This window comes from Bdellovibrio sp. HCB-162 (assembly GCF_047344985.1).
Taxonomy (GTDB): domain Bacteria; phylum Bdellovibrionota; class Bdellovibrionia; order Bdellovibrionales; family Bdellovibrionaceae; genus Bdellovibrio.
Genome location: NZ_CP178861.1, coordinates 2,411,092 through 2,423,807, shown reverse-complemented (window position 1 = coordinate 2,423,807; position 12,716 = coordinate 2,411,092). Strand labels below are relative to the sequence as shown.

At 45.2% G+C, this 12,716-nt stretch carries 13 protein-coding genes; 6 read left to right on the top strand and 7 right to left on the bottom strand.

The window, feature by feature from the left end; translation table 11 throughout:
- Positions 1 to 193 precede the first annotated feature (193 nt).
- The 5 genes from ACLSSO_RS11770 to mreC form a co-directional block, all read right to left on the bottom strand.
- Positions 194 to 913, bottom strand: coding sequence for a lytic transglycosylase domain-containing protein (locus ACLSSO_RS11770; RefSeq protein ID WP_413942908.1), 720 nt, complete (start codon positions 911 to 913; stop codon positions 194 to 196).
- A 542-nt stretch (positions 914 to 1,455) separates the two neighbouring features.
- On the bottom strand, positions 1,456 to 2,580 hold the full coding sequence (rodA, locus tag ACLSSO_RS11765) for a rod shape-determining protein RodA (protein WP_295904838.1): 1,125 nt from the start codon (positions 2,578 to 2,580) through the stop codon (positions 1,456 to 1,458).
- Positions 2,580 to 4,577 (bottom strand): penicillin-binding protein 2, encoded by a 1,998-nt coding sequence (mrdA, locus tag ACLSSO_RS11760; protein ID WP_413942907.1) that lies wholly within the window; start codon positions 4,575 to 4,577, stop codon positions 2,580 to 2,582. Before mrdA ends, rodA begins: the two co-directional genes overlap by 1 nt.
- Complete coding sequence (locus ACLSSO_RS11755) at positions 4,574 to 5,110, bottom strand: hypothetical protein (RefSeq protein ID WP_413942906.1); 537 nt, start codon at positions 5,108 to 5,110, stop codon at positions 4,574 to 4,576. The genes mrdA and ACLSSO_RS11755 overlap by 4 nt, the downstream gene beginning before the upstream one ends.
- A complete protein-coding gene (gene mreC / locus ACLSSO_RS11750) occupies positions 5,107 to 6,105 on the bottom strand; it encodes a rod shape-determining protein MreC (RefSeq protein WP_413942905.1) in 999 nt (332 codons plus the stop codon). The genes ACLSSO_RS11755 and mreC overlap by 4 nt, the downstream gene beginning before the upstream one ends.
- Before the next feature lie 142 nt (positions 6,106 to 6,247).
- Here mreC and ACLSSO_RS11745 point away from each other — a divergent pair, with 142 nt between their 5' ends.
- From ACLSSO_RS11745 to ACLSSO_RS11730, 4 genes are all read left to right on the top strand, one after another.
- A complete protein-coding gene (locus ACLSSO_RS11745; protein ID WP_413942904.1) occupies positions 6,248 to 7,285 on the top strand; it encodes a SurA N-terminal domain-containing protein in 1,038 nt (345 codons plus the stop codon).
- Positions 7,285 to 7,920 (top strand): hypothetical protein, encoded by a 636-nt coding sequence (locus ACLSSO_RS11740; protein WP_413942903.1) that lies wholly within the window; start codon positions 7,285 to 7,287, stop codon positions 7,918 to 7,920. Before ACLSSO_RS11745 ends, ACLSSO_RS11740 begins: the two co-directional genes overlap by 1 nt.
- 178 nt (positions 7,921 to 8,098) lie before the next feature.
- Entirely contained in the window at positions 8,099 to 8,836 is a 738-nt protein-coding gene (locus ACLSSO_RS11735; protein WP_413942902.1) for a hypothetical protein, read from the top strand.
- A 113-nt stretch (positions 8,837 to 8,949) separates the two neighbouring features.
- The gene (locus tag ACLSSO_RS11730; RefSeq protein WP_413942901.1) at positions 8,950 to 10,026 is read left to right on the top strand and encodes an endonuclease/exonuclease/phosphatase family protein; all 1,077 of its coding nucleotides are present in this window, start codon (positions 8,950 to 8,952) and stop codon (positions 10,024 to 10,026) included.
- Positions 10,027 to 10,056: 30 nt separating this feature from the next.
- Here the strand turns inward: ACLSSO_RS11730 and ACLSSO_RS11725 are convergent, their stop codons facing one another.
- Both ACLSSO_RS11725 and ACLSSO_RS11720 read right to left on the bottom strand, forming a co-directional pair.
- Positions 10,057 to 10,461 (bottom strand): cytidine deaminase, encoded by a 405-nt coding sequence (locus ACLSSO_RS11725; protein WP_295905973.1) that lies wholly within the window; start codon positions 10,459 to 10,461, stop codon positions 10,057 to 10,059.
- The gene (locus ACLSSO_RS11720; protein ID WP_295905972.1) at positions 10,458 to 11,027 is read right to left on the bottom strand and encodes a Maf family protein; all 570 of its coding nucleotides are present in this window, start codon (positions 11,025 to 11,027) and stop codon (positions 10,458 to 10,460) included. Before ACLSSO_RS11720 ends, ACLSSO_RS11725 begins: the two co-directional genes overlap by 4 nt.
- 148 nt (positions 11,028 to 11,175) lie before the next feature.
- Here ACLSSO_RS11720 and folE2 point away from each other — a divergent pair, with 148 nt between their 5' ends.
- Entirely contained in the window at positions 11,176 to 12,087 is a 912-nt protein-coding gene (gene folE2 / locus ACLSSO_RS11715) for a GTP cyclohydrolase FolE2 (RefSeq protein ID WP_413942900.1), read from the top strand.
- A 117-nt stretch (positions 12,088 to 12,204) separates the two neighbouring features.
- Positions 12,205 to 12,696, top strand: coding sequence for a Fur family transcriptional regulator (locus ACLSSO_RS11710; RefSeq protein WP_413942899.1), 492 nt, complete (start codon positions 12,205 to 12,207; stop codon positions 12,694 to 12,696).
- The last annotated feature ends 20 nt before the right edge of the window (positions 12,697 to 12,716 follow it).

Genomic DNA, 12,716 nt, shown 5'->3' with positions numbered 1-12,716 from the left:
TATAACTTGTCGGCGTAACAAAGTTTTTTTGTTAGAGGGAAACAAACATAAACAAAACTTTAATATTCGTGTCTGCTTTTGGTGCGGATCAAAAAGAAATGAACAAAATCAAAAAAACTGTAAAGTGGCTTTTACAGTTTTTTTGATTTTGTTTGTAAAAACGAGAAGAAAATTTGTTCTGTTCTCGTCTGAATTAATTAGATGCTACGATAAGACTGTTGCTATCTGAGATTCTTGCGTAAAGTTCGCCATAGTTTTTCATCACACGAGTGTTATATTCAGCAGGCTTCATATTCTTTGCAAGTAAGCGGCGCACATTCTTGGGACCCATATTGTATGCGCTGACATACTTCACGGCTTTGCCGTTGAATTCTGTGCGCAGGTAGTTCATATAGGCAAGACCGATGCGGATGTTTGAAGATGGATTTTCCAAAGTTTTTTTGCCATTCCACGCAATGCCATATTTTTTTGAGATCCACTCTGCAGTGTCAGGTTTAATTTGCATCAAACCAATTTCGCCAAAGCGACCTAAAGCCAATGGATTGAATTTACTTTCTGTTTTAACCACCGCTAACACAAACACAGGGTCCATTTTATATTTGGCACTTTCTGTGATGACAGTGCGAGCAATAGCGCGGGCCTGAGCTTTCCAGCGAGGAGCTAAAGAGTTTTGTACTTTAGTGTGAATCATTTCATTTAAAGCTCTTCGGCCTTCAAGCTTTTGAGCGTCACTGCCTTTGTAGTTACGACCAAGAAGTTCCTTGGCGTGTTCTACGCGTGAAGCCTCATTAACGACTTCTAACGCTGACACATTGACCGTGTTCCAGTGGAAGAAATCGAAGTTCATATAAAGAGCTGACGTGAGCGTGGCGGCTGCTAGAGCGAGTCCGATTTTGAGATGTTTCGTTTTCATATCCGCGACCTCCTGTTACAGAGAGGTAAGTTCAAGTGTCGTGCCGAAACCTTAAGTGCGCGGAATGAATGGGTTCCTAGAATGAATCACCCCTCAAAAGGCATTCCTTCGAGGTGGTCAAAGCGGGTGTCAATCAATGTCTAGACAATGTCTGATTAGTGGTTAGTCGAATTAGGACGGATTCTCTCTTCGAGACGTTTCGCTCTTGGATGGTGGTTTCTAGGGAGACGTCGATGGCACGGGGATTTGGCTGTGGGCTTGATTTTCCTTTGATCTACGTGGGCACGCCATCCTGGCTCGTTGCCGCCGCACTTCGTGCGGTTCGCGCATCCATGCGCCGGCAAAGGCCCACTTCGTTCAAAGGAAAATCAAGCCCACAGCCAAATTGTGCCTTTGAGTTTTCTAGAGAACCGCAAGTGCTGCGGTTCAAAGACAACAGGGGCTGATTTGCCGTTTTGTTGATTCAATTGTTAGTTGAGTTGAGTACGCGCGCTGGTGAAAATAAAAAAGGCCCTGGTGTAGGGCCTTTTTGTTTTTATTTTTTAGAAGAGATATCTTCTGTAGGCGACGCTGGAGATGATTCCTAGGCCGGCCATCGTGGTGAGCATGCTGGAACCACCGTAAGATAAGAGTGGTAGTGGAACTCCTACGATAGGTAGAAGTCCAATTACCATCCCGATATTTACAAACATGTGCCAGAAGACGTAACACAAAACGCCGACGGTTAAGAGGGCTCCGAATTTATCTCTCGCGTTGGTGGCGATTCGGATTCCTGTTACGAAAAGGAAGCAGAAAAGACCGATGACGGAGATAGATCCTACGAAGCCGTGTTCTTCGCTGAGAACGGAATAAATAAAGTCGGTGTGACGTTCCGGAAGGAATTCAAGTTGGGATTGGGTTCCCTTCATAAATCCTTTTCCGAAGAAACGACCTGAGCCCACGGCGATTTTGGATTGGATACTGTTATATCCAGTTCCGCGCGGATCGTTCGTTGGCGATAAGAACGTCAAGATACGATTTTTTTGATAGTCATGAAGGACGAACTTCCATGCGACGGGAAGTGCGATGATTCCCAATGTGATGATGGAAGCCAAGATAACGCGTTTGATTTTTGAGAAGATCAACATCGAGCCACCGATCGCTGCCAACATCATTGCGGTTCCCAGGTCGGGTTGCTCAACGACGAACACGAAGGGAACACCCAGAATGATCAGCGGAGTGAACATTTCTTTAAATCCCATGCCTGAACCGTGAGTGTTTCTTGTCGCTAGGATTTTTGCCATCATCATGATCAAAGCAAGCTTCATCGTTTCTGATGGTTGGTAGCGGAAGAATCCAAGGTCAATCCAACGTTGCGCTCCCAAGGCGATTTTACCAAAGAAGGTCACGTAGATAATGGCACCCAGGTTTAAGACATACACCACCAGCGCAATACGACTCACGATGGAATAATCAAGAAGTGTCATGACTAAGAAAACCGTCCAACCCACAACCAACCACATGATTTGCGAAATGAATAAAGACGCCACGTCCGTGGATGTCGGGCCGTGAGTAGCACTGTAAAGATTGATAAGACCAATCACGTTGAGCGCCAAAATTACGATGATTAAGTTGATATCTAATTTTTTGAAGAGAGTTCTCTCTTCAACGTGCAGTGAGCTAAACATTATTCTCCCTCACTTGTGGTCGCAGCTTCCACTTTAACTTTTTTAACGCCTTTGTTTTTCAGCGCCTCTGCGATGATCTCTGGATGATATTTTTCAAAATACTTCTGATAAATTTCGCGAGCGATAGGAACCGCTCCCGTATTACCGTGGCAAGAGTGCTCTGCCAAAATCGCAATGACGATTTCTGGATTTTCTGCCGGAGCGTAGGACACAAACCAACCATGGTGGCGCATGTGCATCGGACGAGATGTACAGCTCGCATAGATCTGATCGGCAGAGAAACCCATGACCTGAGCCGTTCCTGTTTTACCTGCGAACTGAACTCCAGGAACTTTCCAGTAACGAGCCGTTCCCTTTGTTCCATTGGCAACCAGGCGCATGCCTTCTTTAACGACTTTGAAAGTTTCAGGACTGATTTTCACCCCGTTGGGTTGCGCTTGAGTTAAATCGCGCACAACCTCCGGGAAGTTTTCACGTAAAACTTTTCCGTCTTGATCCATGATTTTGCGGATCACAAACGGCTTCACAACTTTACCTTCCGTCGCAATAGCGTTGTAAGCAATCGCCATGGAAATCGGAGTCACCGTCACGAAGCCTTGACCGATCGCCGTACTGAGATTTTCCCCGGCCTGCCATTCTTCACCGACCGTGGCTTTCTTCCATGCCGAGTTCGGCATGATACCCGAGATCTCGCGAGAAAGTTCAATACCCGTTTTCTGTCCGATACCCATGTTATGGATATAGTCGTACATTTTATCTACGCCCAGAGCGATACCCATTTTATAGAAAAACACGTTCGAAGATTCTTCGATCGCCTGGTACACTGTGATGTTACCGTGACCCTGTTTCAAGGAATCATGGTAAGGACGACGACCGAAGTAAAACACACCAGGTGCACTAACTACGGTTGTTGGAGTGATCACTTTTTCTCCAAGAGCCGCCACCGCAACCAACGGTTTAAATGTTGATCCCGGAGCCGTGTGATCTTGAATAATTTTATTACGCAAAGGTTTGAACGGATCGTTGATCAACTTTGACCACGTCGAAGGCGAAATGCCCGTTGAGAATTCATTCGGATCAAAAGACGGGTTGCTAACCCAAGCCAAAACCTCACCATTTGTTTTCATGGCAAAGATCGCTCCGATATGACCGCGGTTGTCCGCTCCCGTTTTGTTGAACGACTCAAAGGCTTGTTGTTGAAGATCGCGATCAATCGTCAAAACCGCATTGTTACCGTGCACAGCGATTTGATCTTTAATCTGTTCTCCGTAAATATTTGGAGTCTGTGTCGCTGCTTCACGACCGTGGGCATCGACTTGAATAAAGCTGATCCCGTCAGTCCCACGGATGTCTTTTTCCAAAGTTTCTTCAAGGCCGCTTTTGCCAATGATGTCACCTTGATCAAACTTCAGGGCCCCTTTGTAAAAATCATTCAAAAGCGGAATCTGACGTTTTGAAATCTCGCTGACATAGCCAAAAAGCTGCGCGCCGTTTTCACGAAGCGGGTAGTAGCGCACGATGGATTCGCGAATCTCAAGTCCCGGCGTATCCAGACGCATGCGCTTTAAACGAAAGACCTCTTCGCGGCTTAAGTTTTCTTTCAAACGAATCTGTGCAAAAGGACCGTTTTGTTTGCGGCTCTTTTGAACTTTCACCATAAGCTTGTCAGGCTCCATGCCGAGCACGGGACCCACGGTTTTCGCAAGATCTTCCAGGTTCTCAATATATTGAGGAGACAAGATCGCTTCAAAGCCCGGTAGATTTTCCACCAACACTTTGCCATCACGATCGAGCAGCAAACCACGGGGTGCCGAGATTTTATTTTGCTTGATACGGTTTTTTTCCGAGAACTCACGAAGTTCGTTTCCCGAAATGACTTGCAGATACCACAAGCGCATGGTGAAAGCGACCAAAGTGAAGGCGATGGTGATATAAAATATTTTGTATCGACTCTGATACTCTTTTGCTTCGTCCGGATTACTGACGTAAGTACTCATAACTCCAATCCTCCGGGCTCGTGAACAAGTTCATCCTGCGAAACTTTATCGATTTTGGCGAGAACCCAATACATCGGGAAAGCAAAGGAGGGCGTCAGGATGATTTGTACAAGGCGATCGACAATTTCGAAACTCGCGGGATTTTTTTCCATCACCATGGAACCAAAGAAATAAATCAGGTGATAGGCCACAGCCGAGAATGCACACATGATAGTATAATATCCTGAGCCACTCCAAAAGACGCGAGTTTTAATTCCATAGACCAAAGTAAAGAGAATCAAAAGGCTGATCCACATCATCTTAAGCGGCATCGCTGTGAATGCGAGAAGTGCAAAGCCCATCGCATAAATAGTGATGATCGCTGGAAATGGTTTGCGATAAAGGGTCACATACACAACCAAGTTCAGCCACAGAAGCGGAGAAGGAACATTGCCAAAGAGTTGAAACCAAAACGTCGTTTGAAATCCCGCGACCATGATCAAAACTGCAAATAATACGAGAAAATTCAGAATCACATTCCAACGGATTTTCACGGACGCTTCTCCTCAGGTTTTTTCGGAGCCGTTGGAGCTGTAGGAGCGGGAGCGACAGGTGTTGCCGCAGGAAGAGGTCCTTGCGCTGCCGGAGCAATTGCCGGAGTCACACCTTCTGCCGTGATCGGCGTTTCCGTAGAAGCTTGTGGCGCATATTTATCGCCAAAGTCTTCGTTGGCAGCAGAAAGAACGACAAACACTTCTTCGACTTTGTAAGGATCCACGACAGGACGCAAATCCACTTTCAAAGAGACGCTGAACGTCTTCTTTTCAACGGATTCAACAACCGCGACAGGGAAGCCTTTCGGGAAGATATTATCAAGTCCGCCTGTCACAACAAGGTCGCCTTGTTTCACGTCTTCCGTTTTCTCGACGTATTTCAAAGAAAGTGTACTGCCGTACTGAGATTTACCTTCAACAATACCGTGGGCGCGAGTTCTTTGAACGATACCGTCTACCACCGCATAGCGATCTGTGATCAACATCACGTGGGAAGTGAAAGGTTCTGGTTTAAAGATGTAACCAAGAACGCCGCCTGTTGTGATAACGGCTTGTCCTGACTTCAGACCGTCCGCAGTTCCTTTGTTAATTGTCACGGTGCTGTGATCAATAACCAGATCGCGTCCGATGACTTGTGCTGCCATGAGATTCATCTTCGTCTGATCTTTGAAAGATAAGAGTCCGCGCAAGCGGTCGTTCTCTAACAGCAACTCATTCATTTTTTCTAAACGAGCTTCCAGTTCATTGTTATGACTCTGCAACTCTTCGTTGTGCTTTTTGATGTTGATAAGATTCACGTACATCGCTGTCGTGTCTTTCACGCCATGGCTGAATCCGTAAAAAGTCTCGGACACAGCACTGCCTAAAAGAGTGAAGGGTTTAGAGAGCCAGTTCGATTCTTGAGGTCTTTGCTGCATGTTGATGGAAATGAGCGGCAAAGCCAAAACAATCCCGATCATCACAAGTTTCTTGAGATCAAAGTTGAAAAAATTCAAAAGTCACCTTCTATTACGCGTATTAATAATCAAACGCTAGTCAAAGTGCCGAGAGATTTCAACAATTTCCCCTTGAAAAAATAAGAAATTCGTTAGGTAATGGAATCCGCTTACAGCAGGCTTGTTTAAGGAAGGAAAAGTTATGAGCGATAGTATGGCTGATAAAATGAAGAGAAAGCTCTCTACAAAGAGTGTTACGGCAATCGTTCTCTTCGGTGCGATCATTCTGGTTTTCGTGTTTTTCGGTTTGCCAGGCCGTTTGGGAGCTGGTGTTGGTTCCGTGGCGCGCGTGAACAACAGTTTGATCTCTTTGGCTGACTTCCAGCAGGAAGAAAATCGTATTCAGCAGTACTACCAAAATCTCTTTGGAAGTCAGATGGATTTTAGCTCTCAGCGTCAACTGCTTCGTCAGCAAGCGCTAGAAAATCTTGTGCGCATGGAGCTTGTTTCTCAAGCTGCGCAAAAAAACGGCATTCTTGCGACGGACGCGGAAGTTCGCGATTTTATCGTGAAAGACATTCCTTTCTTCCAACAAAACGGTCAATTCCAACGTGAATTCTACAGCCGTTATCTTGAATCCACTCGTTCAAACCCAGGCGATTTTGAAAACAAAGTTCGTAAAGACATTGCGAACGTGCGCGTTCGTCAAATGTTTGAACTTGTTTCTGCGCCAACAGCGGCGGAACTTAAGAAGCTTCAAGATTTGAAAGCGCAAAAGATCAACGTTCTTTTTGTGAAAATTGATTCAGAAGCAGCTTCTAAAGCGATGACAAAAGAAAAAGCGGAAGCAGCTATCAAAGCTTTGGATGAAGCTTTGACTAAAGGCGACGAAGCAGCGGTAAACGCGCAGCTTAAAGAATTGAAAGCATCTTGGGAAGAAACAGGTTTGGTAGAGCTGGGATCTGATAACTTCCCAAAAATCACAAGCGCTGTGGCAACAGAAGCGGTTTTCGAGCTTAAGAAAACAGAGCCATTGTTGAAGCGCCTGGTTCGTGATGGCAACTCCAAATACGTTTTGAAGTTGAAAGAATCTAAAGTTGAAGAAGTGAAAGCTTTAGAACCAATGACGGCTGAAATGATGCAAAAACGTCGCGGCGACGGTATGTTTGAAGCGTGGGTGAACCAATTCCGTTCAAACTCGCACGTCACAATGAACACACAAGCGTTGCAACTTCAATAATGTTGCAATTCGTTCGCGAAGTTCCCATTCGAATCGTAATTCAAGGAGCCCTGTCTTCACGACGGGGCTTTCTTTTTCATCTTGCTGCAGGATTCAGTCACGACATTGATTCTTTGTCAGGGATGAGCGTGAATTTAATGTTCGTGGATGAGTGGCTGTGGAAGCTAAAAAAGGATTTAGAAAAAGATCCTTTTATATCTTCTAGAGAAAGTTTCAACCACGCTTTTGCAGAAATCATGGCGGTGACTCGCCTTAATCTCACGCAAAAAGCGGCGGAACTGGGAGTGACTCTTTCAAGCCTTACTTTCCGTGAAGAGCGCGGATGGTCGTTTTCTTGGAATTCTGCCCAAGCACCAGAGGAAATGACGTTTCAATACAAACACTACATTGAATCAATTCCTAAAGAAGGGACCTTTGATTTAGTGCGTGTCGCTTTTGATTGGGAACGAGTGCAGGGGTGTGAAGCTGATTATCAGCACGAAGGCTTTTTACTTTTAAAGCCTCTTGCCAATAAAGATTCCGAAGATCTTCGCGCGGAACTTGCGAAATGTCTGGGCCACCGGTTGTCTTCCGGTAGCCGAGTTCAAAATATCGAAATCGAATATCTCGGGGAAAACTACAAACTCACTCTCTAAGCTCTATGGCGGCCGTTTTCTCTTGGCGAACAAAGGAGTCCTCTTTTGTCTCTCATGCAAAAGCCTAAACAGGGCCGCTTTGAGAAACCAGAGTGGGAATCGCTTTAAATGCGTTTCCCCACATTTTTCCGCGGGTCTTTGTCTTGCTAAGGATTCCATCATAAGCAAGGAGCCCAGCATGTTCTTGAAAAAATCTTTCCTGTTATTGGCAAGCGTTTTAGGTCTTTCTTCCGCGGCAAGTGCCACCACTTGTCTTTGTGAAATCGACACGACGATTAAAGCGGAAATGAAATATTACCGCATGGGCTGCAACTCCTGGTTAAACCGTCTTATCAAACAGAACAAATGCGACACTTGGGATGTGCGTGAAATCGGTGATCGCTATGCGCCTCTCAATCTTCCTCATATGGCCGGAAATAAATTGATCTTAGGATACGTAGGGCATTGGAGCAGCAGTGATCAAACCAAGAACCATATTGATTATGTTCTTTTACCGGCAATGAAAAGCAAAGGAATTTCTATTGAGTACGACAACACTGCATGCTTAGCGACAAGTGACAGCGAGGACTTGCAAAGTTATCTTCTTAAGCACGTGAAACCTCAGCTTCGAAAAAACCAATATATGGCGATGAAGGGCAATCAGGGAATTAGCATTGGCTTGTGGGACGATGTCTTTGGGCCTACCGCTAATTTTTATTCTTATGTCGATACCCGACGAACAAAACCTGTTTATCCAACATGTGCGGAGTTCGAAAATAAAAAATGTCTGGGACCTAAAAACTTTTTAGGAAAGCTTTTGGGATCAGCGCAAGTGCAAGTGGGAACCACGGGTTCTTGTAAGAACCAACAAGATCAGTTGGTGCAGTTGATCTGCGATGAGGTCTCAAACGGTAAGTATGTCTGGGTCAAGATGTAGGCGAAAGAGCGCCCTGTATCAAACTTAGACAGCTTAAAACAAACTGAAAGGGTTCTCGGCTTTGTATGGGAATTGAATGTAGACCCTTAGGAATAAATCCGTGAGGGCAGACTATGGGTATTTCAAAGCTTTTAGTACTTGGAACGTTGTTGTTTTCAACACATGCGAAGGCTGAACAATACTGGCAGGCGGACCCTCGTCCACCGCGTTTTTGTGTTCAGAACTTCAATGCTTACGGACCGATTTACGCAAAAAATATTGAAGGCCGTACCGAGCGTATCGCAGGTTTCTTACAAGGAATTCCCAAGTGCGATGTCGTGCATTTGCAAGAAGTTTGGAATGACTCCCACATTGTTCAATTCGAAAAAAGTCTAAAACACCAATACAACATCAGTGCTCCTAATAAAGATGAAAAGATTGGTCTGATGTCCTTTTTTATGGGCGATATCAAAGGCCGCCAAACCGTGGACTTTAACGTCAATAATGAAGGCGGAGTTCTCGATTCGGTTCGCTCTGCTTTTAACGTTAAAAAAGCTTATCATATCGTGAGATCCAATTTTTTTGGTATCGATGAAGATTTCTTTTTCATGAATACCCATTTGCATCCGACCTCCAAAGCCGTGCGGATCACACAGATTTTGGACATCCTGCAATGGCGTTTGAAGCATCAACAGTTGAAGCTTGTATTCTCCGGAGATTTTAATTCCGATATCGACAGCGTGGAAAGAAAGTTCTTAATGAAGACATTAGGGGCACATGACTCGATGGAAGAGTATTTAGGGCAATATCCCAAAGGCTATTGCACGTATTGCTTCGGGAACCCTTTAGGTTGGATGCTTTCAGATCATACGTTTGACTATATCTTTTTCTCGAATGTAGGTGAGTCGGGAACGACTTTGAAAGCAACAGAAGGTCAAGTCAACATGCGCGGAAGTCCTCGCGAGCCTTGGTCGGATCACTATGGTGTGCGTGTCGAGCTTTCCGTAGAACCTGAAACATCGCAAATCACGGAAAAAGCTTTGGAAGCCCGTCGCACAGACACGATTGAAATGTTGGCGGTCGCGGAGTACATCTTAAAAGAAGAAAAAGGTGAAGAATTTAAACCTTATATCACTCTCGTGCAGCAGCTTTCTGGTCAGCTTAAAAATCGCACGGGCAATTTCAATTCTTACTTCGAAAAATTCCGATAAAGAAAAAGGTACCAGGTACCTTTTTCCCTCTTAGTCTAAATGTTTTGGTGTGAAAGCTTCGGGGAAAATCTCTGGGAACTGGAAGCTTTTCATTTTGCCTTGAAGGTTGGCCGTGTGGATCACTGTTTGTTCGTTGGCAAACTCGGCAATCACCTGGCGGCAAAATCCGCACGGAGGCCAAGGCTTTTCAGCGTCGCTAACAACCAAAACTTCCTTGATTTGTTTTGGAGCGCCTTCGCTCACGGCTTTAAAAATCGCCACACGTTCGGCGCAAACCGTTCCGCCAAAAGAGGCATTTTCAACATTGCATCCAGAGAAAATACGTCCATCACTCATCAGGACCGCGGCGCCGATCAAAGCGTTAGAGTAGGGAGCGTGAGCTCTTTTTTGAGCGTCGCTAGCGGCATCGAAAAGTTTTTTTTGTGTTTCTGTCATAGTCCCACATTCTCTAATATTTTACTGAGTTCAATCAAGGGTAAACCTTGAATCGCGGTGAAATCTTGGCTTTCAATTTTATCAAAAAGCATAATGCCGTGTTTTTCAATTTTATAACTTCCAGCGCAATCCGTCGGCATGTCCAACTTCACGTAGCGTTCCGCTTGCTCACGGGAAAGCTTTTTCATGTGCATGCGTGTGATGTCGGTATAAGGAATCTTTTTATCGCCATCAAAAATGCAGATCGCGGTGATCAGTTCATGAACTTTTCCCTGCATGGCCATCAACTGTTCGACCGCTTTTTCGGCGGTATGAGATTTTCCTAAAATGCGTCCTTCAAATGCCACAAGCTGATCGCCACCGATCACGACGCGGTCCGCGCCCTTAAGGCTGGCCGCTTTAAGCTCCGCCAATTTTTCTGCCAAAGCTCTTGGAGAAAGGCTCGGATCTTTCTCTTTTTCTTCATCGATCAAAGGGGCTTGGGCCGTGAAGCTGTAAGCCAATCGAGAAAGCAGCTCTTGGCGGTATTTCGAAGTACTTGCGAGGATCAGTTGTTTTTGCATCATTTTTTTTAAGTCCAGTTCCGCGAGCCGAGCTCGCTCCACATCCTGCGGCGCAAACCGCATTATAGTGCATTATGGCTGTAAAAACTATAATTTAAGAGCCAAGCAAGCAAATTTGAGGTAGAACATCCTCGAATTGGACAGACCTCTTATGACGAAAACGAATCTTCCTGACGTAGCTAAAGAAACTCATTTAGAAAAATATGCGCCTATTGATTGGGTGGGAATGGGTTCCATCGAATTACCTTTATTACTCAAACAAGCTGACGGTGTTTATCGTATCCCGGCGCGCGCAGACGCGAAAGTCAGCCTTGATAAAAAACCTTCGCGCGGCATTCACATGTCGCGTCTGTATCTAATCACGCAAGACATCCTGACTAAGAACGAAATGACGTTGGGACTTTTGGGAAAAGCAACAGATGAGTTTTTAAAAACTCACGAAGATCTTTCCACTCAAGCTCTTGTGCAAGTGCAGTTTGAAGCTCCCTTGGTGCGCAAGGCCTTGAAGAGTACAAACCAAGCGTGGCGCTCTTATCCGGTTGTGCTTTCTTCGTTTAATCAAGAAGGAGCAAAGAACTACTTTGTTGAAGTGGTTGTGACTTACTCAAGCACGTGCCCGGCTTCGGCGGCTCTTTCTCGTCAGTTGATCCAAGATGGTTTCAAACAACAATTCCAAGATCAGTCTTTGGATTTTGATGTGGTTCATTCATGGCTTGGAACTCCGCAAGGAATCGTCGCGACTCCACATGCGCAAAGAAGTTTTGCTCGCGTGAAAGCGGAAGTCGGTCCGAATTACAATTATGCGGATTTGATTGATATCGTGGAAGAAGCTTTGCAGACGGCAGTTCAAGGCGCGGTGAAAAGAGAAGACGAGCAGGAGTTTGCTCTTCGTAACGGACAGAATCTCATGTTCTGTGAAGACGCCGCTCGCCGTGTGAAAGAAGCTTTGGACGCGAAGGCGGATATTTTGGATTACGTTGCCGAGTTCAGCCATGTCGAAAGTCTGCATCCTCACAATGCCGTTTCTCATATTTCCAAAGGTAAAAAACTTCGCAGTTTTTAATGGTTTAGGGGGCTAAGCTCCCTGAACTCGCATGCTACTTAATAATCAATTGATAATGATTCTTAATTATTTGGACTTCCCAAAGCGGATCCCCTATAACTGACCCTCGAGGTGACCATGGGTAAAGACACAGTTCCATTTCTGCCAAGACAGCACGATGAAGACATTGTTGTTCATCATGATGATTTTGACGAATCAGAGCTTAAACGTATTATCCGTGCGCTCAATTTGAAAGTCACGACTCAACGTATGGCGATCTTAAAGGCTCTTCATGAGGGCCGTCGTCACGTCACAGCGCAAGAGCTTTATGAAAAGCTCAACAAGATTCATCCTGAGATTGGATTTGCGACTGTTTATCGTTTCTTGCGCACTCTGACTGAAGGCACATTTGTGACGGAAGTTCGTATGGGCGGACTTCCTGCTCGTTACGAGCTGACTCCAAAGGGTCACCATGACCATTTGACATGTGTGAAGTGCGGAAAAATCTGCGAATTCGAAAACAGAGCGATTGAAAGTCTTCAAGAAAAAGTTGCGAATCAATTCGGATTTAAACTAACACATCATATCCTAGAGCTGTACGGCGTTTGCACAGCCTGCCAGGCAAAATAAATCTGAGGGTCGAAATCTTT